General features: G+C 49.4%; 18 protein-coding genes. 9 read left to right on the forward strand and 9 right to left on the reverse strand.

The genetic code is table 11. The annotated features are described in order from the left end of the window. Positions 1–16 precede the first annotated feature (16 nt). The 4 genes from BLQ88_RS28875 (at position 17) to BLQ88_RS28895 (ending at position 4,761) form a co-directional block, all read left to right on the forward strand. Complete coding sequence (locus BLQ88_RS28875; protein WP_090156491.1) at positions 17–658, forward strand: hypothetical protein; 642 nt, start codon at positions 17–19, stop codon at positions 656–658. Between the two features lie 439 nt (positions 659–1,097). After that, complete coding sequence (locus tag BLQ88_RS28885) at positions 1,098–2,846, forward strand: FAD/NAD(P)-binding protein (RefSeq protein ID WP_090156493.1); 1,749 nt, start codon at positions 1,098–1,100, stop codon at positions 2,844–2,846. Next, positions 2,840–3,670 carry an MOSC domain-containing protein gene (locus tag BLQ88_RS28890; protein ID WP_090156494.1) on the forward strand — a complete coding sequence of 277 codons (831 nt, stop codon included), beginning with the start codon at positions 2,840–2,842 and terminating at the stop codon, positions 3,668–3,670. The genes BLQ88_RS28885 and BLQ88_RS28890 overlap by 7 nt, the downstream gene beginning before the upstream one ends. A gap of 242 nt (positions 3,671–3,912) precedes the next feature. After that, complete coding sequence (locus tag BLQ88_RS28895; RefSeq protein ID WP_090156495.1) at positions 3,913–4,761, forward strand: alpha/beta hydrolase family protein; 849 nt, start codon at positions 3,913–3,915, stop codon at positions 4,759–4,761. Positions 4,762–4,864: 103 nt separating this feature from the next. Here BLQ88_RS28895 and BLQ88_RS28900 read toward each other — a convergent pair whose 3' ends face one another. From BLQ88_RS28900 to BLQ88_RS28915, 4 genes are all read right to left on the reverse strand, one after another. After that, positions 4,865–6,463, reverse strand: coding sequence for a DUF4394 domain-containing protein (locus BLQ88_RS28900; RefSeq protein WP_090156496.1), 1,599 nt, complete (start codon positions 6,461–6,463; stop codon positions 4,865–4,867). 21 nt (positions 6,464–6,484) lie between these two features. After that, positions 6,485–8,077, reverse strand: coding sequence for a DUF4394 domain-containing protein (locus BLQ88_RS28905; protein ID WP_176885150.1), 1,593 nt, complete (start codon positions 8,075–8,077; stop codon positions 6,485–6,487). A gap of 126 nt (positions 8,078–8,203) precedes the next feature. Then, positions 8,204–11,035: a hybrid sensor histidine kinase/response regulator transcription factor gene (locus BLQ88_RS28910; RefSeq protein WP_090156498.1), complete on the reverse strand. Its 2,832-nt coding sequence runs from the start codon at positions 11,033–11,035 to the stop codon at positions 8,204–8,206. 146 nt (positions 11,036–11,181) lie between these two features. Continuing rightward, positions 11,182–12,639: an MFS transporter gene (locus BLQ88_RS28915; protein ID WP_229212911.1), complete on the reverse strand. Its 1,458-nt coding sequence runs from the start codon at positions 12,637–12,639 to the stop codon at positions 11,182–11,184. Positions 12,640–12,793: 154 nt separating this feature from the next. Here BLQ88_RS28915 and BLQ88_RS28920 point away from each other — a divergent pair, with 154 nt between their 5' ends. Both BLQ88_RS28920 and BLQ88_RS28925 read left to right on the forward strand, forming a co-directional pair. Beyond that, positions 12,794–13,891 (forward strand): glycosyltransferase family 4 protein, encoded by a 1,098-nt coding sequence (locus BLQ88_RS28920; RefSeq protein WP_090156499.1) that lies wholly within the window; start codon positions 12,794–12,796, stop codon positions 13,889–13,891. After that, positions 13,881–14,954: a glycosyltransferase gene (locus BLQ88_RS28925; RefSeq protein ID WP_090156500.1), complete on the forward strand. Its 1,074-nt coding sequence runs from the start codon at positions 13,881–13,883 to the stop codon at positions 14,952–14,954. Before BLQ88_RS28920 ends, BLQ88_RS28925 begins: the two co-directional genes overlap by 11 nt. Here the strand turns inward: BLQ88_RS28925 and BLQ88_RS28930 are convergent. Both BLQ88_RS28930 and BLQ88_RS28940 read right to left on the reverse strand, forming a co-directional pair. Beyond that, complete coding sequence (locus BLQ88_RS28930) at positions 14,946–15,776, reverse strand: glycosyltransferase family 2 protein (protein ID WP_090156501.1); 831 nt, start codon at positions 15,774–15,776, stop codon at positions 14,946–14,948. The two genes, BLQ88_RS28925 and BLQ88_RS28930, sit on opposite strands and share 9 nt — an antisense overlap. A gap of 256 nt (positions 15,777–16,032) precedes the next feature. Then, positions 16,033–16,788: a DUF72 domain-containing protein gene (locus tag BLQ88_RS28940; protein WP_090156503.1), complete on the reverse strand. Its 756-nt coding sequence runs from the start codon at positions 16,786–16,788 to the stop codon at positions 16,033–16,035. Positions 16,789–17,217: 429 nt separating this feature from the next. On the opposite strand from BLQ88_RS28940, the gene BLQ88_RS28945 reads away from it, so the two are divergent. Next, entirely contained in the window at positions 17,218–17,592 is a 375-nt protein-coding gene (locus BLQ88_RS28945) for a DsrE family protein (protein WP_090156504.1), read from the forward strand. A gap of 43 nt (positions 17,593–17,635) precedes the next feature. Next, positions 17,636–18,571, forward strand: a complete 936-nt coding sequence (locus BLQ88_RS28950) for a pyridoxamine 5'-phosphate oxidase family protein (protein WP_090156505.1) — start codon at positions 17,636–17,638, stop codon at positions 18,569–18,571. Between the two features lie 24 nt (positions 18,572–18,595). Here the strand turns inward: BLQ88_RS28950 and BLQ88_RS28955 are convergent, their stop codons facing one another. Then, positions 18,596–18,859 carry a DUF2024 family protein gene (locus BLQ88_RS28955; protein WP_090156506.1) on the reverse strand — a complete coding sequence of 88 codons (264 nt, stop codon included), beginning with the start codon at positions 18,857–18,859 and terminating at the stop codon, positions 18,596–18,598. Positions 18,860–19,270: 411 nt separating this feature from the next. Here BLQ88_RS28955 and BLQ88_RS28960 point away from each other — a divergent pair, with 411 nt between their 5' ends. Then, complete coding sequence (locus BLQ88_RS28960) at positions 19,271–20,020, forward strand: YggS family pyridoxal phosphate-dependent enzyme (protein WP_090156507.1); 750 nt, start codon at positions 19,271–19,273, stop codon at positions 20,018–20,020. A gap of 54 nt (positions 20,021–20,074) precedes the next feature. On the opposite strand, the gene BLQ88_RS28965 is transcribed toward BLQ88_RS28960, so the two are convergent. Together BLQ88_RS28965 and BLQ88_RS28970 are read right to left on the reverse strand one after the other, a co-directional pair. After that, positions 20,075–20,821, reverse strand: a complete 747-nt coding sequence (locus BLQ88_RS28965; protein WP_090156521.1) for a hypothetical protein — start codon at positions 20,819–20,821, stop codon at positions 20,075–20,077. Positions 20,822–21,081: 260 nt separating this feature from the next. After that, positions 21,082–21,972, reverse strand: coding sequence for an SDR family NAD(P)-dependent oxidoreductase (locus BLQ88_RS28970; protein ID WP_090156508.1), 891 nt, complete (start codon positions 21,970–21,972; stop codon positions 21,082–21,084). Positions 21,973–22,039 lie beyond the last annotated feature (67 nt).

Consider the following 22,039-nt stretch of genomic DNA (forward strand, 5'->3'; position numbering starts at 1 on the left):
CTCAGACGATATTTCTATGAAACAAGTACGGGACAACCTTATTGTCGGGCTTTTTATCCTTGCATCAATTAGCCATACGCATGCACAAGAAAATTCAGCATTGAGTGAGCCAACCAATAATTCAGAGAATACTTCTTCTGCGGTACTGAATAAAGGGCACATCGTTGCAACGTTAAATGCCTCGGCATCTGCGGCTAATGATATTCAGCAATTAATAAGGACTTGGTCGCTCACGCCCCAGATCGGTTACCTTGTAGCGGATCGCTTAGTCGTTGGGTTACAATTTTCAATGGGGAAACGGTTCCAGAAGAATAAGTCAGGGGCAACAGCTACCTACGTGTTCCCAGAATATCAACTATACGCTGCGCTCCCTGAAATCTATTCCCGCTATTACCTTCTCAGGTTCAGACTAAAACCATTTGTGCAACTCTCCTCCGGCTATAATTTCCAATGGGGAAAGGAGTACACCGATGGTATGCACACGACCGTAAATTCTAAGAACTTTGCCTTATCCGGTGCGTTTGGATTGCACTTACGGCTTAGCCGACGTATTGGCTTAGAGGCCCTGTTTAATACCCGTCTCGACAACAATTCGAAGCTCATTGATGCAAGTGAGCTCCTCAAATACAGACTAGGCGTATCAATGTCAATAAATTGAAAACTATCGTATTTCGCCTTGATGTATACGATTCGGTAGTGATACAGTATTTCAAAGCCCATCCCGAGTGGCCTCTGAGTGTTTTGCGACAATAACTTCGCTACGATTCTAATTCTGCTTTGTCAGCTTGATAATAGTTGGAAAATCGTTACCCATATTATCATAATCTACTATCATTCTTATTGTCAGGGTGGCGTTGACAATTTGGCCAGAGCCGTCATATGAGACTTTTTGAGCATTGGCCAAAACACGGGAGGATTTCACTTTTATGGAATGGTCACTATTGACTTTTACGCTATCGAAGAGATATTCATCCGTGTATTTATTTAGAAAATCCCTACTGGCGATGAAAATCCTTGGTCTAATCAAATGAAATGGCTGGCACGGGCTTTATAGCGGAAGGGTTATCCCCAAAAATGGGTGGCAAAAGTTGCCTCATATGCGTAAACACACCAAAAAGATCGCCATCATAGGCGCGGGCCCTAGTTGCCTTTATTTGTTGAAACACCTGTTAACGCTCGAAAAGGAGCTGGTGATCGAAATTTTTGAAAAAACAGGCATTGTCGGTGCGGGAATGCCGTATAGCGCGCAAGGGGCGACCCCAGAGCACATCACCAATGTTTCAGGAAACGAAATACCGCCACTGGTGGTGACGCTCGGCCACTGGCTGGACGATATGGCGGGTCGTTTGCCACAGCAGTTCTTGATCGACCGGGATAATTTTACGCAGTACCATGTGGTGCCCAGGCTGCTTTTTGGTCAATACCTTGCAGACCAGTTTAAGCTGCTGGTAGAAAAGGCCGCCTCTGGCGGAAAGTCCATCAAAGTCCATCTCAACACAGAGATCATTGACCTTACTGATTGCCACGAGGATGAAAAGGTCGAACTCACGCTGCATTCCGGCAAAAAGATGGCGTTTGATTATGCCGTCGTTTGTTCGGGCCACCGCTGGCCCCAGGCTGGGGAAAGCAGTCGGAAAGGTTACTTTTTGTCGCCTTACCCGCCTGCTAAACTCGCCTTAAAGGTAAACCATGCAGTGGCAGTGAAAGGCTCTTCGCTGACGGCCATCGACGCGATTCGCACCTTGGCGCGGCATAATGGTTCCTTTGAATGGGATGATGACAAGCTGCGTTTTATTGCGGCGGAAGGAAGCGCGAAATTCAGGATCGTGATGCATTCCCGCAGCGGGCTGCTGCCGGCGATCCGGTTCCATCTGCGCCAGCCGGAGCTTTCGCAGGATTCGCTGCTGACTGAGGCCGAAATCGAAGCTAACAAGCGTGAAAACGGCGGTTTTCTGTCGCTCGACTTCGTTTTTGACCATAATTTCAAAAAGCGGTTTCAGAAGAGCGATCCGGCATTGTATAAGCGGATCAAGAACCTGAATGTCGAATCGTTCGTCGAGCTGGTGATGTCCATGCGCGAGAATAAGCCGCCTTTCCAATTGTTCCGGGAAGAGTACGAGGAAGCCGCCGAGTCGATTGACCGCCGCAAATCGATTTTCTGGAAAGAAATGCTGGCGGAGCTGAGCTTTACGATGAACTACCCTGCCAAATACCTTTCTGCCGAGGACATGCTCCGGCTGAAAAATGTGCTTATGCCGCTGGTTTCTATCGTGATCGCATTCGTGCCGCAATCCTCGTGCGACGAGCTGTTCGCCCTGCATGACGCGGGCCGGCTCGACATCGTGTCCGTGGGCCGGGAGGGGCGCGTGGAGCCACTTAAAGAAGGCGGTATCCGCTATCATTACACCGATGAAAGTGATGGCAAGAAGCATGCGAAACGCTACCAAACCTACGTGGATTGCTCGGGGCAACCACATTTGTGGATGGAAGACCTTCCTTTTTCCGGCTTGTTGCAAAGAAAATCGGTAAGCCAGGCTGTGCTACGTTTCAAATCGCGGGAAGCGGCCGAAAAACTGGTCAGAGCGGGGGACAAGCTCGTCGTCAGCAACGACAATGGCGATTATTTCCTTAAAGTTTCCGGCATTACCATCAACGACCACTTCCAGATTGTAAATGAATTTGGCATTCCAAACCAGCGGATTTATATGATGGCCGTACCTTACATCGGCGGCTATAATCCCGATTATTCCGGCCTCGACTTTTGCGAACAGGCTTCGCGATGTATTGTTGAGAAACTTGCGGAAGTAATACAGGCCGGGCACCCACCACTTCAAGCAAAATGCTGACCAATAAAAACGAGACGGCCTTGCAGACAGCGTATTTGTCTCAATTATGGATTTATCCCGTAAAATCACTGGCCGGAACCCGAGTGCCCGTGGCCCGGGCAGGCTGGTCAGGATTGCAATATGATCGGCATTGGATGATCACCGACGCGCGCGGCCATTGCCTGACCCAGCGCGAAATTCCTGGCATGGCACTTCTGCGGGCCAGCGTGACCACACATGGTTTGCAAATTTCGCTGATCCACGAGTCCGGCAACACCATACTGGTACCGTTCTCAACCGAGATTGGACCGCAATTACAAGTGAAAGTTTGGGATGATACGGTCAATGCATCCGCGCCTGGCGAACAGGCCAACCAATGGCTCAGCGATCAGCTCCACCACCAGCTGAAACTGGTCGGTATGCAACCTGACGTTTCAAACAGGGCTTATGATGTGAGCCCGTATCCGCCGGGGGCTTTGAGCTTTGCAGATGATTTTCCCTATCACCTAATTTCCCAGTCATCAGTTGACGATCTGAATACGCGCCTGGAAGAGAAAGTCACTATTGAACGCTTCCGGCCAAACTTTGTCATTGCTGGCCTGTCGCCCTTTGAAGAGGATCAGCTTGGCAGGTTTTGCATCGGTGAGGCGCAGTTTGCATCGATTTCTGGCTGCGAACGCTGCGTGGTGGTCAACATCAATCCGCGGTCTGGGGAAAGGGGGCGGCAGCCGCTAAAAACACTCGCATCATTCCGGCGGCAAGGCAGTAAAATCAGTTTCGGACAAAATGTGATCGCAACCCGTGAAGGGACTGTTCGCGAAATGGACAGGGTATTGATATATTAGTACCGCATGAGCCCATATACAGACAGCCCCTACCAAATACCCCGGATGACTGATTGAGGTGTAAGTCGCGAGTTGTTCAAGTGCCTTCGGTGATTTTGCGGTCTTTGAGTGTTGCACCGGCCCGAAAAATTAACCGGATGGAACATCCTTATCCTTTCTTGTAACATTTGTATTAGCCCGTTTCCGGGCTGCCAGCCTATTTTCGTGACCCGTTTTTTATTCGATTTAGAAAAAACATTGTCATGGAAAAACTTACAATCACAGCGTCCGATGGCTATCAGCTCAGCGCATTGTACGCCTCACCCGATCGGGAAAGCAGGGGGTCCATCGTGATCAGCTCCGCTACTGGTGTCAAGAAAGAATTTTACATCCATTTTGCCGGCTTCCTCATCGGGCAGGGCTACCATGTGCTGCTGTTCGATTACCGCGGCATCGGCGGCTCCGCACCTGTCGACCTGCGCACGATGGACGCCTACATGCACGAGTGGGGCACCAAGGATATGAACGCCGTGGTGGATTACCTCGTGCATGAGAAAGGTTTGAAGGAAATTATCTGGCTGGGGCACAGTGTAGGCGCGCAGCTCGTGGGGTTTGTGGACCATGCCGAGCACATTGCCAAAGTGGTATCGGTTAATTCCGCGCTGGGTTACTGGCGGTATTTCCCGCTGCCGTGGCGTTGGCTGATCTGGGCGCTATGGTATTTTGTAGGGCCGTTGATGGTGAAAGTGTACGGTTATGGCGTGATGAGTAAAATAGGGTGGGGCGAAAACCTGCCCCGCAACATGCTGCTTGAATGGCGCACCTGGTGCCTCAACCGCTCGTACTTCCGGGAGAGCCTCACAGAGTTGCTCGATGCCGGTCAGTTTGTGCGCTTTACCAGGCCCATTACCGCCGTGTACATGAGCGACGATTTCATCGCCAACGATAAAACCGTCCCGCTCATGATGGGATTCTTCCCGAATTCACCACACCAGATCCTCAAACTCTCCGTTCGGGAACATACACGGGGTAAGGTGGGGCACACGGGGATTTTCCGGAAGAAATACCGCGAAGAACTCTGGCCCGTACTGCTGGCCATTATCGAGAAATAACAAGGATTTCCGGGGAGAATTTAAATCAAATGCAAAAGGACAATGCGCACTCAACGCATTGTCCCGCTTTTCGTGGTTTATAGTGGCCTTTCCTATTTATGTATTATGGAATGTTGTTGTATAAATATCGCCCCAATGCGAAGGCACGGATGTCATAAGGCAGCTCAGAAACGTCCCTGGCTATGATTCCATCGTCAAGAAGGATCTCGTAAATGCGCGTTCTTCCGTTTACTTTGAATGCGCCGTAACCCAGCTCAGCCATGCCGCCGATGTCAAAGCCGTTGAATTTGTCGAACGCCAGATCCAGCTGGCCCACCAAATTTAACTCGTTGTACACAGTGTCCAGTTTGAACAGGTTGCGCGACTGGCTGTCGATTCCGTAAAGCGTCGAGGCAGTCTGCCGGGGTAGGTTTGATTGGTTGTTGCTATATGCCAGACCATCTATTCCCTGCATTCTTCCGTTATATATGAACGCATTCAGAGATTGAAATTCAGATATATCCGGACGTGCATAAAACCGTTGAAAAATGCCTGTTACCACATGTGCACGCTGGCTGAATGGCTCGATGTCAAAGCCGAATGCACCCGTGGCAGCAAGATTTAGCTTTACAGGTAAGTCTCTGGCGAAGATTGCTTTGCCTGTTGCAGGATCGAGCTGGTAGATTTTGCTGTCGCTTGCCAAGGCATAAAACGTCGACTGATCAACCGAAAAATCCATTCCGAGAATGCTATCGCCCGGTGCCAATCCGGTGATGTTTTTGGCCGAAATCAGCTTCGCCGGGTCACGCTCCACGCGGTCGAGCGGGTTGAATGCAAGCAGCTTCCCCGTTCTGCTTACGGCATAGGCCACAGTCGTTGGGACCGCAATGCCGATAATGTTTCCAGGGGGAGCGTCGCTGATTTTTTGCAGCTTGCCCGACGCCAAATGCACATAATCGATTTCCCACCGGTCGCCCCGGCGGACAGAAGCAATGCCATATTCCGGGGACCGGCTGGTCCGGGGAGAAATGTCAAAACCTCCCACGTCGGCGATATCAGCATCCAGCTCCCCCACCGTTTCCACTTGCCCTGCATCAGCGCCGTTGTAGCGCACCAGCTGGTCAGCGACGGGGTCAATGCCGTAGAGCGTTGTTTCCAGGGCACCCGAATAATTGTTCGAATAGGCAATGGCATGAACGTTAGGCGTAGCCCGTCCGCGTACCGGATTTGAACGGTTATCCAGCGACCCGGTGTACGGGTCCAGGCTCACATTCTCCCCTTTGTCGGTCACTAGCCGCGGACGATCGGTTACCGGGTTAAAATCGAAACCAAAGGCATTGGCCGAAAAGTCGGCTTCCACCTCCGTTTTTACATTCACAATCGTGGGTTTCCCATTTGTATTTAAGTCCAGATTGACGGCATAGAATGTCCCTGATCTGGCCAACGCATAGAGCTGCCCGGTTGCGGGTCGAAAGTCGATTGCGATTATTTTTTCGTCGGGATCCCTGGTTACCACCCGCAATACCCGCGACGAGGCGAGCGGACGAGCCACGTCAATTTCGTAGATTAGGTTATCGTCAGTAAGCGCGTAAAAAATCCTTTCGTCGAGGGAACGGGGAAATTGCCCGGGATCGACAGGACCTTCGTGATCCTGGCAGGAGTTTATCAGGATGGCGACCAAGAACGCGGCCGCGATGCGAATGCATTGCATGGATATAGGCATAGCTTAAATGTGCTCTTGGATTTAGATTTCAGTAATTGTATTTAAATACGCTCCCAACGTAAAGCCAACGATTTTGTAGGGAATTGTCGTGACGGGGTCGCTGACGCCGGTTTCAAGGCTCATGCGCCACAGGGTTGTTTTGCCCCGGTCGGTTAGTAATGCAAAACCGAATTCGTCGGGTGTACCACCTATGTCGAAGCCGTTGTATTTATCAAAACCGGTGGAAAGGTCGCCCACTTCCTTAAATTCCTTTCGACCGACCCGCTCATACAATTTCTTCGTTTCGCCGTCGATCGCGAATAGTTTGGCGGAGCCTTCGGGAGCGCCTACCTGGCTGTTGCCGAAGGCGATGCCGCTCGGCCCGAAGGGTTGGTCGTCGATTGTCAGAGCCCCGAATTCGGATACCAGACCGGTATTGATATCTGCCTTGAATGCATGTTTAGTGGTGTTGGCGACCATTAGCTTGTTGTCTACCGGGTCAAAATCCAGCGCGAACGCGGGATCATTGGTGAGTTCCAGCGGCATAGACAATGTAGACTTCTCAGTTGCCTCGCCAGTCATTTGATTGATGCGGTAGATTTTGCTATTGCTTGCTAACGCATATAACCTGGGTGTCACTTCAACGGAAAAATCCAGGCCGAGCAGTTTTACATTTGCAGGCAAGCCGGTTATGGTTTTGTCTACGATCAAACCGGGCGCTTTGTCTGCTCCGTAGGCTGGATTGAAAGAAATCAGATGGTTGTCAGCCGTGAGTGCGTAAGCTACCGGTGTTGGTACCGCAATGCCGATAAACTTATCTCCGTCTGGCAAGTTGCCCAACTTTCGTAATCTACCATCGCCGAGGTCGAGCACATCCAGTTCCCACCGGCCGCCTACCTGCACTGCGGCTAGCCCGTACTCCTGGTGTTTGCCAGTACGGGGCGATATATCGAAACCGCCTACGGAAGTGATGTCTTTTCCCAAATCGAGCGAGGTCTCGACGGTGTTAACCTGCCCGCTGTTGAAGCGCACCAGTTTGTCATGGGTAGGATCCAGGCCGTAAAGTGCTGCGCTTTTAGCTCCGGAATAATTGGTACCGAAAGCGATTTCTTCCACGTAGGACAACTGGTCACCCGCCGGTTGTGCGCTGCCTTCCACAATTTTGAAAGTCTCGGATTCATACCGGATAATTGCCCCGAATGCAATTAAACGGATTTCATCTGTTACGGGGTCGAAATCAAACGGTAAATAGGGAAGGACCGCCGGCTTTTCGGCTGGTTGCGGCGCCGGGTTCACCGGGTTCGGGCGGCTGATCCGGTTTGTATTTACATTTAATGCATAAAGCGTCCCATGGTCTGTTAATGCGTTAAGCTGCCCGGTAGCGGGCCGGAAATCGATGGAGATGACTTTTTCCTTTGGGTATTGGGTTTCAATTTTAATGACCTGCCTTGGCTGGGAGGGGTTGCTGGCATCGAGCTCGTAGAGCAGGTTATTTTCTGCTAATGCAAAAAATATCCCTTCCGGCGGGCCCGGTACTTCTACCGGGTCACCACCAGAGGGCGCGTGGTCTTCACATGAATAAATCGGTAGGGCCAGTGCAACCAGCCCAAGCAACAGCTTGTTAAAAATTTTCATGGTTAATTGGATTGTGTGAATTACCCAGCCCTTAGTGGACTGCGGATTGCGGCACAAAACTATTTCCATGAGCTTGGGCTGGATACCAATAATGTTGCAATCAAGAATAGATTAGTTGCGTAAATGTCACGAATTGGCATATTCACGCGGTGAAACGCCAAATTTTACCCGAAATTTTTTGGCGAAGTATGACTGTTCCCTGAAACCAACGGAGTAGCTGATCTGAGTCAGCGTATCCGCTCGTGACCGGATCAATACCGCGGCCCGTTGAAGGCGAATGTCATTGATCAGATCAACAGGTGTGGTATCCAGCAGCGCTTTCACCTTGCGGAACAATTGGGTCCTGCTCAGGCACATTTCAGCAGCCAGTTGTTCTACACCAAATACCGGATCAGCCAGGTGCTCGCTAATGGTTTGCCGCAGCCGCATCAAAAACTTGTCGTCCGTGGATAGGATCGTGTCCGCGGGAGACGGACTGACAAGCTCTTTCTGAAATTTTTGCGCCAGGCGTTTACGTTGGCTTATCATGTTCAACACACGCACGCGCAGTTCATCAGTGGAAAATGGTTTTGAAAGGTAGTCGTCTGCGCCTGTACGAAGCCCTCTCATCCGCGACTCATCGTCCGATCGGGCCGTCAATAGTAGCACTGGAATATGGCATGTCACCTCCTGCTGCCGAATATACTCGGTTAGTGCTATACCGTCGATTCCTGGCATCATTACATCTGAAATAATCACGTCCGGTACTCGTTCAGTTGCAATTTGTAAGCCTATCTCGCCATTTTCTGCAGTGAGCACTTTGTATCGGTTTGCGAACGCACGGGCAATGAATTCGCGCAGTTCCCGGTTATCTTCTACGACCAGAATCGTTGCTTCTGTTGTGACGGAGCCCATTATTTCGTCCCGCGGGACGGCGTCGTCGTGCATTTGGCTAACGGCTGAAAAATGAGGTGACGGCTCAGAAGCAAAACGTGCGAATGTCAGTTTACTGACTTCCAGGGGTAATTGAACCGTCAGCGTTGTTCCTTCGTGCTCTCGGCTTTGCACATTGAGGACTCCCCGGTACAGCTTCACGATTTCGTTGACGAGCGCCAAGCCAAGCCCAGTGCCGGGCTGTCCGTCACTGGTAATGTGCTGTGATTGGAAGAACGGGGAGAAGATATGTGGCAGATCTTTCTCCGGGATACCCGACCCGGTATCGCTCACCACCACTTCAAGATCGCCTTCTTCATTTGTAACCTTCACCGACAGCTGCACCTTATCCCCTGATGAGGTGAATTTGAATGCATTTCCCAGCAGGTTCGTTAATATTTTTTCAAGCTTGTCCTGATCAAATGCGAACATTCCCTCAGGCACATCGATGGTTGTTTGAAAGTCGATTCTCCTGGCTTCGGCCAGCGATTCGAAGGAGGCAATGAATACCTGTAACCACTGCCTGAGCTCTCCCGTGGACACTACTATCTCCATTTTCCCTGCCTCAAATTTGGAGAGGTCAAGCAGTTGATTTACAAGTTCGAGCAATCTGTTCGCATTTCGTTTGATCAAATTCAGGTTCACCTGCCCCGAGGATCCTACTTCCTGAGTGAGTTCTTCCAAAGGCGCAGCTATCAGCGAAAGCGGTGTGCGAAATTCGTGTGAAATATTGGCGAAGAATCGAGATTTCATCAGGTCCATCTCTTCCATTTCGGCTATCAAGGTCTTCTGAATGGTCATCACCTGGCGCGCTTTCTTGTTTCGCGATTGTTGTAGCAGATATATTGCCGTTGCGGCTAATAGCAGAAATGCCGAGCCGATAATCCAGAAATTTTTCGAGGCAGTCTCAAATCGCTTTTCCTGTTTTAATAGCTGAATCTGTTGCTCGCGCTTTTCGGATTGGTACTTTTCTTCCAGCCGGGCCATTTCTTTTGTCCGCTCATCGTTCATGAGGTAGTTTCGCACTGCATAATATTTTTGGATATAGTCGCTGGCTTTTTTGTAGTTGTATTGGTGGAGGCTAAGATCCACTAACTTCATGTAGGTTCGCTGCGAGGTAATGCGGATACCCATCTGGTCAGACATTTTCAATGACCGCAGCAGCAGCGTCTCGCTCTCGGCTAGCTTACCCTGCAGCATGTATACCTTACCCAGATTGGCCAGTGCATTCGTTTCGCCATTCTTGTTTCCACTTATGTGTGCACTTGCCAACGCCTGCGTAAAATACTGACTGGCATTGGCCAGGTCTGGCGGATCACCGCTCATATATACCTCCCCTATGTTTGAAAGGATCAATGCCATATAAAATGACATTCCTACCTCCTGAGCTATTTTTAAGCTTTCGAGATAGTATTTCAGCGCGCCGGATCGGTCTTTCTGCCGGATACGCATCCCACCTTCGCCGTTCAATGTTTTGGCGAGCAATACCTTGTTGCCGGTTTCACGCGCGCGCATTTCTGCCTTGCGGTAAAAGCTACCTGCTTTTGCAAAATCCTCCTGATCCAGGTAAGTAAGGCCCATTACCCGATAGCTTTCGCCTGTGAGTGCACGAAAGCCGTTACGCTCGGCAATAGACTCTGCCCGTAATGCGCACGCAATGGCGAGCTCCGCCTCGTTGGCCAGGCTGTGAATGAGCGCCAATTGGTTATGCGCACGCGCCTCACCGTAAGCATATCCGCGTTTGGCGGCCAGCATAATTGCATCTCGCGCATATGCAGATGACTCCGTTTGATTCACACCGAAGTAGTAATGACTTAGTTTGAGGTAGAGGTTCACACGCACCGTATCTTGTCCGCGATGCCGGGAAAGCACTCTCAGCAGGCTGTCGGGCTGCTGATTTTGGGCATAAGAAGGTGATGTATTCAACAATCCTGCAATTACCAGCATGATTGCGATATGGTTCTTCAATACATAGTCTGCCTGTAATGCATGACGAACGAACCAGTCGATGTTAAGGCGATGGAAAGGTGAGCGATATATGGTCATTGAAAACGTATGTGGTACTGGGGCAGGTTGCCTATTCTCAAAGTACGTCAAATATGTGCTTTTACTTTCCTAATGCGTTGATATACAACATTTGTTTTCTTTGATGCAACATTTGTCGCACTCCCCGCACTTATGAGAAGGGGTTTCTACTTGACTTTCAGCATTCGGTTTAATGTCGAGTTCCAGTTGATGAGCACATCAATGACGAAGTAATCCCGCAAATTGCTTTTCAAACTGGTACGAATAATCCTTTTTACCACACTCTTATGCACTTCCCCGGCCTCCCGGACCCGTGGAAGAAATTGCAATGCCACCAAAGTCAGTACTGCCCCGATCAGGAAAAGGAAATTCCATTCGTGTAACAGCAATAAGCGGAAGGATTTTTGCAGGTTCGGACCACTCCATTCCGCCATTACGCGAAGTTGCCTTAATGTGTAATAATCAGCCAGATAGCCGCCGATCAGCGGGGCAAGTGACGAGAAAACAGAAGTGATAATGTTTTTAACCGACAAATAAACAATCGCCTCGCGAGAGGGAGCCAGTTTCAGGCCTATGTTGGTTAGCGCGAGGTTGGTGCCGGCATTAGCGGACCCGCTGATAATATGGATCACCGCCAGAAGTGCCACGTTAGAGATCAGATTCGTATAAATTCCAACAAAGCACCAGGCAATCACGCACGCTGAGTAAAGCGGCGCACATATCGAAATGATCGTTTTGTTACTGTACCGGTCCGCAAATTTGCCCCAGAATCCAATAGTGAAAATGCTCGATAGCTGGCTTAAAATCGTCAGCGGAATGATGTAAGTCAGCGTCAGTCCCAGCGTTTTTAACATATATACGGTAAAAAACGGCGTGGCAATATTAACGGCGAACAGCCAAAGTGAGTTGAATACCAGTAATCGCTGGAAATTGTTGTCTTTCAGTGGCTTCACAAACATTTTCAGGATATTCTCATTCGGCAGATAGGATCTTGGCTCAGGCACCCTGGCGAGTAGGGCAACTGCCGCCAGTCCGGCGATCCCGGCCATCATAAACATGGTCGCGTACACATACAGCTCGTATTGCGGTGCATTTCGGCGCAGGTAATCTATCGAAATTGCAAGAATGATGCTGAGTATCACATTCAGTGTTTGTGCATAGCGGCTCCGCTTGGAGAAAAAAGTGCCCAACATATCGCCGGGTATCAGGTCTTTCATCCAGGCGTTCCAACTCGGGCCCGCAATAGAGCCAAAGAAATAGTAGAAGAACAGAAAGAATAGCAGCAGGTTTACCGGTGCGTTCGCGCCAAAAAAGAACGGCATTGCACCCAGTAACACCATTGGAATGCGGGCCAGAATGCAGCAAATGACCGAAACAGCTCTCCGGTTGTTGTATTTACGGATCAAAAACACCGACAAAAGCTGAAAAATATTGGTGAACGTCGGCAAAGAGGCAAGCAGGCCGATCTGAAAGTTGCTTGCACCAAGCAGTACAGCAAATGCCACCATAAAAGTCCCACCGGCGAGTGTTACCATCGCTTCGGTAGTCATTCCTTCCTTGAGAACGGTATTCAGGCCGTTTTTCACTTCCTCAGGAGTAAGCGTTTCTTTCGGTGTAAAGATCACAATGCTGGAAATTGATGATGCGGGAACTGTCTAAAATCCATACCAGCGACGCGGATTGCGCCCGGCACGATTTTATATAAAGCTACGGCGCAATTGCTTTTGGATTAAAATAAATCATCAAGCTTCATTCATCATCAAACTCTACCATAACTGCATGAAAATCGGGATTATCGCTCACCTGAAATATCCAATTAACAAACCTTTCATGGGCGGATTGGAAGCTTTTACGTACGACATTTGCCAGCGGTTGCTTGCGCGGGGGCACGACGTGTTGTTGTACGCCTGCGCCGGTTCGGACCCCATCCTTAATGTGCGGCCGATCCTTTGTGAGGACGACTATCACCCCATCACATCTTCGCAATTTACCTCCCGTCAACTAAGCACGGAATATATTTCTACACATCACGCCTATGTGGAATTGATGCAGGAAATAGACAAGGACGAGCTGGATGTGATTTTTAATAATAGCCTCAATTATGTCCCTATTATGATGTCCGCGCTCGTGAAAGCGCCCATGGTTACTGTGCTGCACACCCCGCCGATCTTCGAGCTGAAAAACGCCATTCGTCGCGAGCAGTATCACGGCCGGATAAAGTATGTATCTGTTTCAGCAAGTAATGCGCGAAACTGGAAGGATTACGCGCCGCAATGCAATGTCATTCATAATGGTATCGATTTGGCGGCATGGCAGTTTTATCCTGAAAATGACGGTGGCTACATCATGTGGTTTGGTCGGATACATCCCGATAAAGGCCTGCACCTGGCTATTGAAGCAGCCAAACTTGCCGGCAAAAAAATGAAAGTTGCAGGTGCCATCAGCGACGCCCATTATTATGAAACCGAGATATTGCCACGTCTTGATGAGTCGATCGAACTGCTTGGGCCATGTGATCACAGACAGCTCAACGAGCTGATCGGCCATGCAGAGGCGGCGGTCATCACACCTTGCTGGGAGGAGCCTTTCGGGTTGGTGGTTGCGGAGGCACTTGCCTGCGGGACGCCCGTGGCCGGAATCGCAAAAGGCGCATTGCCCTACCTGCTCGATGAGCGGACGGGCAAATTATGCAGCGGGGACAATGTGCAGGAATTGGGAGATTGCATCCTTGCTGCCGGGCAACTGGATCGTTTGGACTGCCGGCAACGAGCGGAGGAACTGTTCGATGTAGAAAAAATGGTGGACAGTTATGAAGCTTTATTCAATAAAATAAGCATCGGGAAACGCGAAATGAAGATCAAAGCGGATGTCAGCTAATTTTGCTTTCTACATTCACCATCACGGTTCGGGACATCTGATGCGGGCATTGTCGATCGCCTCGCAGCTAAAAGATTCCCGGGTTACGTTCCTTGGCAGCGGCTTGTCCCGATTTGCCGATGTTATTCCAAAGCACATTCATTGCATTGCGCTTCCCGAGGATGTTGCGGGACCGGCAGACGCTTCCGCATCACTTTTGCAGCTGAGCTTTCTGCATTATGTGCCGATGAATGTTGAAAAGGTGGCGAGGCGCTCGGCGGCAATTTCAGCGGCATTGCAGGCATTATTTCCTGTTATTCTGATCGTAGATGTTTCAGTGGAGGTGACGTTGCTTGCGACTTTGTGCGGAATACCGACGGTGGTTATCCGCCAGAATGGCGATAGGGATGATATGGCGCATTTGCATGCTTATGAATGCGCGCAATTGCTGATCGCGCCATCGCCGGAGCATTTAATGAACCCTTCAAAACACGATTGGGTGAATCAGAAGACCTTCTTTTCAGGAGGATTTTCCAAGTACCTGGGAAGCCAGAAATTTCCGCAGCAAACAGACCGTGAAACAATTGGCGTTATCGTGGGGTCCGGCGGAACCTCGCTCGATGGGCGCATTATCAACGCTTTGGCTACACAATGCGCCGACAGGTCTGTGCTGGTAATCGGAAATGTCATCAGAATGGAGCAGGTTTCGGCTTCCAACGTAGTTTTTTACGGGCAAATCAGTGATCCGGCATCTGTTCTTGCACAGTGCGAAATAGTCGTTGGTAATGCGGGTCACAACACCGTTATGGAAATGGCCGATCTGGGGAAGAAATTCGTCTGCATACCAGAGGGGCGCCCTTTTTACGAGCAGTTGCGCAAAGCCGAATTGTTGGGGCAAAATGAAATGGCATTGGTTGTTATGCCGGAGGATTTGGAAAATGCCAACTGGAAGGCAATCATCAGTAAAGCCGGAAATTTACGGGACGATCGCTGGCTAGGCGTGATTGCCAACTCGGCATTAGCCCATATAGCACAGCGGATGCGGGAACTTTGGGAAAGCAATTTTTCCAAAAAGTTAACCTGACTTCAGCGCTGCTTCGACTTCTGTTTTTGTGGGTTTGCGTAAAATCCTGATCTGGTCATTTTCCCATGCGATCAGTCCGGCGTTAACGAATTTTTTTAACCAGCCTTCCATGGGCCAGATTTGCCACTTTTGGTAAAACTTGCGGGCATTCAAAAGGATATCCTCAAAGTGATTGAGAGGCGGGTCATAGCTCGCGTGGTATTGGTGATAAGCCACAGCCTCGGTAACGCTGAGCGGAACACCCTTTTCCCTGGCCATAAATCCAAAGTCCGTATCCTCCGCACCATAGCCGGTGAATTGGGTGTCGAAGCCACCGATACGGTCATACACTTGCCTGCTGCATGCGAAATTAAGCGACCAAAAAAGCGCATAATCTACCTCATGTAAATCGCCCCTCACCGGATCAGGTGAGCTCATTTCCCACATTTGTGAAAGAAAATCCATTTCTGAAACAGCGCCTTTCCGAAGGTATCGCACCGGCCCGATCCATAAATGATCGGATTTCCGGCAAGCATTGAAATAGCGCTCGACCAGGTCTGCCGAAGGAATGCAATCCACATCCAGGAAGATCATGCACGGGTAGGAGGTCTGTTTTGCAGCGAAATTCCTGGCGGCGGCTAGCGGCAATTTTTCGTCGGCATCGAACCGGTACGAGCGGATCGGAAAATGTTCGGAATGAAGCTCACTGGCAGGCTCATTCATATTGACGATTACAAGTTCCGAAGGAAAACGCGTTGCACGCTCCAAACCCAGCACGAGGTTACGAAGTGCAACATCCCTCGATTTGACGATGGTCAGCACGGAAATCGGTGTGTTTTTCATTGCTGAAATTTAGTACTATTTCCATTCCAGCATCTAATCCGGTTAGCATCCTCATACCCGGGCGTTCTAACCCTATTAAGTAATGTGCCATATGAGGCCATTTCATCATGTTCTACTTTTTGGGCTGCCACACGCTCGTCCGTTTGGGTTTTGTGAAGATCAAAAGCAGGTCTTAATTCTTCCGAGGTTGCATTTTTGGACATTTTTCAAAGCTTTTCGCCGGCTAAAAAACGGAAGGTGAGAATGCTATGCAATTTCAGCAATTACCATTTGTGACGTAAGTGCGAAGCGTTTGTAGGTTTGCCAGTGCGTCACCCGCGGTATTGTTAAAATAGATGTAAACCTTCTTACGCGCCTGGTGCCACTCTTGGACGTAGCCAGCGTATTCATGCAGCAGACCTTGATCATAACTTCCCCGGTAGTTACCCTCAGGCCCATGAAACCGAAGGTAAATGGTCTCCGATCTGAGAGGCTCCAATGTTGATTGGCTACCAGCTTTGTCGTGATAGACCATTGTGGCATTGTAAGCATCTAAGAGGTCGTAACTTTCCTGTCGGTACCAGGATTTGTCCCTGAACTCGATGGCCACCGGCCATTCGTCGTCGGTTTCTTGCTGCAAATTCGAAAGTAATTCGCCCAATTGGGACAGGGACGAGAATTTTGTGGAAGGCGGTAACTGGACCAGGATGCAGCCGCGATTGTCGCCGGCTGATTTAATAACGTTTGCAAATGCGCTGAGATCGCTTCGATTGAAGGTGATGCCTGAGTTGTGCGTTAGCTCCTTCCATAATTTGAAAGTAAAGCGGAAATTTTCCGGCACCGTCCCGCTCCAACGTGCAACCGTTTCGGGCTTGGGCAGCTTGTAAAAGGTTGAATTTACTTCTATCGAATTGAAGATGTGCCCATAAACCTGCAGGCGGCTTTGCCCGTCAAATTCAACCGGATAGTTCGCCTGATTTTTGAAGGGCAAGACAATGCCACTGGTGCCGATATACAAGTCGGTAGTTTCCATTACTATCAGATTTTAAAAGAGCTGCGATACCGCGACTGCCGGTGCTTCGTGGATGGATTTTCCAACTCCGATGTTGTTTTGGCGGAAATTGTGCTAAAACCCGTGCCAGGATCATCAAGGACATTGCAGTCGAGGTGGTTTTAGGCAATGATCAGTTTGATAACACCAGAAAGGACAAGCGCAACTCGTTCTGCCAGGCCGGTCGTCATTACTGGGATGTTTGCCCGACTAGAAAAATAACTCAAATGAACTATTTTACCGAACGTTCGGTTTGGTTGTCATGGGCCGGAGAAATTGGGGCCTCAGGCAAGAAATAAAAGATGACCAATTAATCGAGTGGCTTTTGCTCACGTTCAGGTCAGTGCGCTGTGACGGTACCAAACATTCGGTAAGTATGTTTTAATAGTTTTAATCAAAAAGAAAAATGAGATGAAAAATGACACAAAAACGGCCTTGATTATCCTTTCCGACCCTAACGCCGGGTCAGATGATGCAAATGGTAAATTGTTCAATGCGCTGGCGGCAGCTTATGATTTCAAGCAAGCCAACCAGGAGGTTACCATTCTGTTTCAGGGTGCGGGAACACGTTGGCCGGCATTGCTGGAAGACACGCAAAATCCTTTTTATGCATTGTTCGATGCTGTCAAGGATAAAGTTCAGGGTGTTTCATGCGGATGCGCGGATGCCTTTGGCGCCGACGCTTCCGGCTACGATCTGATCACGACAAATGCGGTACCTGGAACCTCGGGCCTGCCCAGCTTCCTCAAACTGCAACAGGACGGTTATCAAATTATCACCTTCTAAGGAACATTCACCAGACATTCGTCAGCAGGTCTTCCGCTGACGAATGTCACTTCCTTCTTTGCTCATGGACAACCCATTTCATTCCGGTGAACTGCGCGTGCAAGCGCAAGCCGGTGAAGAGCAGATCGCACGGCGCAACGGCCAGCTTATTGCCGACAGGATACCCAATGGCGCACTTAAATTTGTTGATAAACAGCCGTTCCTGATAGCTGCCAGCCTGGATGAGCAGCACGATATCTGGGTATCGGTGCTTGCTGGCAAACCCGGTTTTGTCAGAGCTGATAGCCCGGGGTTGGTCCGCATTGAAACTGATCAGCTGGTATCGGCCCGCGATGATATATTCTGGCCCAACCTGGCCCAACACCCGGCAATCGGCTTACTTTTTATCGAGCCCAGCTCCCGAAGAAGGTTAAGGGTAAATGGCCTGGTGACCCGGGAGGCCGACAGGTCAGGACTTAATGTACACGTTCAGGAAGCTTTTCCTCTTTGTCCCCGGTACATCCAGCGAAGGGAGGTGGAACTCACCGCTCCGGCAGAACACGCACACTCCGCTGCGGAAACCGGAACGCATTTAACCGACGAGTTAAAAGAATGGGTTCGTGGGGCGGATACGTTTTTTGTGGGTAGCGCCCATGATCCTGACCACATTGATGCCTCGCATCGAGGTGGTAATCCCGGATTTGTCCAGATCCTTGATGATCAAACACTGCTGATTCCCGATTTTAATGGGAATAGCATGTTTAACACGCTGGGAAATTTATCGGTAAACCCCAAAGCCGGGCTGCTATTTGTAAACTTTGAAACCGGTGAGAGCTTACAATTTACCGGGCATGCCGACCTGCTTTTTTCAGAACCCGGATTAAACGACCTCACAGGTGGAACGGGGCGCAACTGGAAATTTCATTTGCACAGCTGGCGCCGCCAGGCGAGCCTGACCGGATTGACGTGGACCTTTTTGGAGTATTCGCCATTCAAGTAAAGGTTTTCAGCCCCGGAAGCGATCCTATTTACAACCCTGCATTTCAATGATGAAGTAACCTTTCGCTTCGATTGCGCTGATTATTTCCGGTGTTGCCTGCTCTATGTGACAGAAGCGGCATTCCTCCGATGCAAGGGCCTGGCCTTGCTGGCCCTTGGTGGACAGATATTGCTGGCCGTAGTGATAAATTTGTGCACGCTCGTCAAGCTCTTCCGGAACCAGGATATCAAAGTGCATTAGCGCACCATCCTTTTTCGTGACATAGGTATCCCAAACTGCGATTTTCATGATCTCTGAAATTTAAATTGAAACAAAACACAAGCAGCTGTCCCAGAACGGAATGTGTGAACTGATTAACTGCCTGTGTATACAACTACTGGTTTAACACTCAACGCCTGGCCCGGTGGCCGGTAATTATCATTTCACCGATAACCTGCGCGGAAGTGATTTTATAATCTTCAAAGGTTCCGTCGATTTTGCCATGACAAACTTAATTAGGACTTCTAACAATGTTGGCTGGACCAGTTTCCTTTATCTTTTCTGGACTAGCTGGCGTTACTGAACGAGTTTGGAAGTGAGGAGCTTCTGCGGTGCAGTCGGAGCGCTGGACTATCACTATTTGTTAAAACTGTACTATGGTCGCATGCCAGTTATAAAGTAGCTTTGTCATTGACAATCAAGCTATAACACATAAAGCACATGGACGACCCTGTAATTGATAACCTGACCCACATCCTGGACCGAATAGCCAGCGCCTGCAAAGCAAGCGGCCGGCCGGCGGACTCGGTAAAACTGTTGCTGGCCACCAAGACCGTACCTGCCGACCGGATCAAAACGGCGCTTTTGGCCGGACAGACTTTGATAGGAGAAAATAAGGTTCAGGAAATCAGGGATAAGTACGAGGTGCTGCAAAGCATCCCGCATCAAACTCACTATATCGGGCATTTGCAGACCAATAAAATTAAGGATGTACTTAAATATAATGTGAGCTGCATCCAGTCGCTCGACCGTATTGACCTGGCTGAAAAACTTGAACAGCGGCTCGCATTAGAAGGCAGGCATATGGATGTGTTCATTCAGGTAAATACCTCTTTCGAGGATAGCAAGTTCGGGGTCGCGCCGGAAGAAGCGCTCAACCTGATCAGGCAAGTGGCCCTGTGCGAACACCTGCACATCAAGGGCCTGATGACGATTGGTCTGTTTAGTGCTGACAACGAGCAGGTACGAAAGTGCTTCCGATTATTGAAAGGCATTCAATTACAGATTAACAGTGAAAATATAGCCGGGGTCGAGATGACGGATCTCTCGATGGGCATGAGTGGTGATCTGGAAATAGCCATCCAGGAAGGGGCAACGATCGTACGGGTGGGTACGGCCATATTTGGTCAGCGGATCTATCCTGACAGCTACTATTGGAACGAAGGCCAGGACAGTCAGCAGGTGAGTTAACAGGCTAAAAAGACTATCAAGTTGAAATCTGATGCAGCTGTCGGGCTGCCCGTCTCATTTCTTTACGGCGTAAGGTAATGAGAGATTCCCTGAAAGCACCCCGTAGACGTTATATACACCAAGCATGGGCTCCTTGCCCGTCCCATGATGATCTTCTCCGTGACTCATCTGCATGTAGCAGCTAACTGCATCAAATTTGAAATCCTTTTTGTGATGCATTCGGAATGCCGGTATTAACACCCTGATGGCTGATCCCTCCGTAATGACGTTGAAACCAGGAGAGTCGAAGTACATCGGCATCCCAGGTGCTGTTTTGGGCAATGTTACTCCTTTGTCACCGGATTTAAATTCTTTAACGCTAAGTCCTCCCGGTACCCGTTCGTCCTTGTTGAGAACGACCCAATGGGCATGCCAAATAACACCATCGTTTTCAAACTGGCCATCCGCATTTTCATCCCAGAGTGGTGTATCGTCCATGTCAGGATGTGATGTTAACGCCATCGCAACAATACCTTCGGTTGCAGAAAAGCCAATGTCTTGCGATTTCAAGGTGGTTGGAAACACGTACCCAAGCACAGGTGCCCCTTTCATGCTTCCGACCGGCGTCGGAGTAGTCTTACCAGCTTGCCCTTCTACTGTAATTTCGAAGATCAATGCATCGATCCTGCTTTCATAAGTTACTTGCGCTGCTTTGAGTTTGTAGTCCTTGTTGTTATACTTTTCCCCTGGCTTTTGAGCCGAAGCGGAAATGGCGAAATTCAATAAGAGCATCAGGATTGTGATTGAAGAAAAGTTTTTCATCGTGTTGAATGGTTTATGAATGAATAACTTTATACTTACACAATCGTGCCAATCGTGCAACATTCTTAAAATCAACAAGTTGTATAGAAATTTTGTACGTAAATTTTGTTGAAATATCAACAATGATTGAAATATGGAATTGAAATATCGCTAGTGGACTGTCGGCGGATCCAACTTTTATGCTAAACATGTCCGCCCAAAACAAAACGGCCAGCCTTCTGGGCTGACCGTTTTGAACAAAATCAATAGCTGGTATGCGTTTAAGTTAACGGAATAACTTCCTCTTTATCTATCCCCGCAGCTTCCAGGATGGTGTCTACCAATTCCCTTGTCGCCTGATTGATATGGCGGACAGACTGTTCCTTAAATCCTGCATTTACGAGTGTCCAAAGGCTACGTAACCCGACGGGTGCTTGCACTATATCCCGAACGGCATATGCGACCTCAATGGCATCAGGCTTAAACAAACCAGGCGTGAATGCTTTTGATACCGCATCCCTGAATTTTTCGATATCTCCCCGGTAATATCTGCTTGCTCCGGGATTGTTCGGTACCGGCTGGCTTCGGATAATATCGGTTGACGGAAATGCCCCCGGCTGCACCAGGGCCACTTCGATACCCGTTTCAAGGAGTTCATAGTAGTAACTCACCATCAGCGCATCCACAGCTGCTTTTGTGGCGCTGTACGTCCCCATGATTGGAATCGGCTGCCTCGCGGCAACGCTGGATAATGTTATAATGAGCCCTTTGTGCTGCTCATGCATATAGGGAAGCACAGCCTTCACCATACGATCCACGCCAATTACATTCACCTGGAAAAGCTGGTCGGTTTGCCGGGGGCTCAGCGTTTCGTTCAAACCAATGTAACTCAAACCAGAATTGTTAATCAGCACATCAATGGCCCCACCACTTGCACTTGTAATTTGTTCGATGGCAGCCTCAACCGACTCGTCGCTGGTGACGTCCAAATCGACGATGTCCAAGTGTCCGCCGTGCAGGTCTGCCCAGTCAAGCAACGCGTCGGCTGCAACGCGGTTTTTATGATAAGGATCTCGCATAGTTGCGAAGACGCGGTGTCCCTCACGTGCTAATACCTGAGCAGTCAGGCGTCCAAATCCGCCGCTACTACCGGTCAAGACAATGTTTTTCATGTACTTTGAAGGTTGATTGTGAATGATCAAAAATACATGGCACCGGTCCCGACATCAATGTACATAT

This window comes from Dyadobacter soli (genome assembly GCF_900101885.1).
Lineage (GTDB): Bacteria > Bacteroidota > Bacteroidia > Cytophagales > Spirosomataceae > Dyadobacter > Dyadobacter soli.

Excerpts from the sequence above, each read along its gene's own strand:
- BLQ88_RS28875 (WP_090156491.1), top strand. The coding sequence starts at position 17 with ATGAAACAAGTACGGGACAACCTTATTGTCGGGCTTTTTATCCTTGCA.
- BLQ88_RS28885 (WP_090156493.1), top strand. The coding sequence starts at position 1,098 with ATGCGTAAACACACCAAAAAGATCGCCATCATAGGCGCGGGCCCTAGT.
- BLQ88_RS28890 (WP_090156494.1), top strand. The coding sequence starts at position 2,840 with ATGCTGACCAATAAAAACGAGACGGCCTTGCAGACAGCGTATTTGTCT.
- BLQ88_RS28895 (WP_090156495.1), top strand. The coding sequence starts at position 3,913 with ATGGAAAAACTTACAATCACAGCGTCCGATGGCTATCAGCTCAGCGCA.
- BLQ88_RS28900 (WP_090156496.1), bottom strand. The coding sequence starts at position 6,463 with ATGCCTATATCCATGCAATGCATTCGCATCGCGGCCGCGTTCTTGGTC.
- BLQ88_RS28905 (WP_176885150.1), bottom strand. The coding sequence starts at position 8,077 with ATGAAAATTTTTAACAAGCTGTTGCTTGGGCTGGTTGCACTGGCCCTA.
- BLQ88_RS28910 (WP_090156498.1), bottom strand. The coding sequence starts at position 11,035 with ATGACCATATATCGCTCACCTTTCCATCGCCTTAACATCGACTGGTTC.
- BLQ88_RS28920 (WP_090156499.1), top strand. The coding sequence starts at position 12,794 with ATGAAAATCGGGATTATCGCTCACCTGAAATATCCAATTAACAAACCT.
- BLQ88_RS28925 (WP_090156500.1), top strand. The coding sequence starts at position 13,881 with ATGTCAGCTAATTTTGCTTTCTACATTCACCATCACGGTTCGGGACAT.
- BLQ88_RS28930 (WP_090156501.1), bottom strand. The coding sequence starts at position 15,776 with ATGAAAAACACACCGATTTCCGTGCTGACCATCGTCAAATCGAGGGAT.
- BLQ88_RS28940 (WP_090156503.1), bottom strand. The coding sequence starts at position 16,788 with ATGGAAACTACCGACTTGTATATCGGCACCAGTGGCATTGTCTTGCCC.
- BLQ88_RS28945 (WP_090156504.1), top strand. The coding sequence starts at position 17,218 with ATGAAAAATGACACAAAAACGGCCTTGATTATCCTTTCCGACCCTAAC.
- BLQ88_RS28950 (WP_090156505.1), top strand. The coding sequence starts at position 17,636 with ATGTCACTTCCTTCTTTGCTCATGGACAACCCATTTCATTCCGGTGAA.
- BLQ88_RS28955 (WP_090156506.1), bottom strand. The coding sequence starts at position 18,859 with ATGAAAATCGCAGTTTGGGATACCTATGTCACGAAAAAGGATGGTGCG.
- BLQ88_RS28960 (WP_090156507.1), top strand. The coding sequence starts at position 19,271 with ATGGACGACCCTGTAATTGATAACCTGACCCACATCCTGGACCGAATA.
- BLQ88_RS28965 (WP_090156521.1), bottom strand. The coding sequence starts at position 20,821 with ATGAAAAACTTTTCTTCAATCACAATCCTGATGCTCTTATTGAATTTC.
- BLQ88_RS28970 (WP_090156508.1), bottom strand. The coding sequence starts at position 21,972 with ATGAAAAACATTGTCTTGACCGGTAGTAGCGGCGGATTTGGACGCCTG.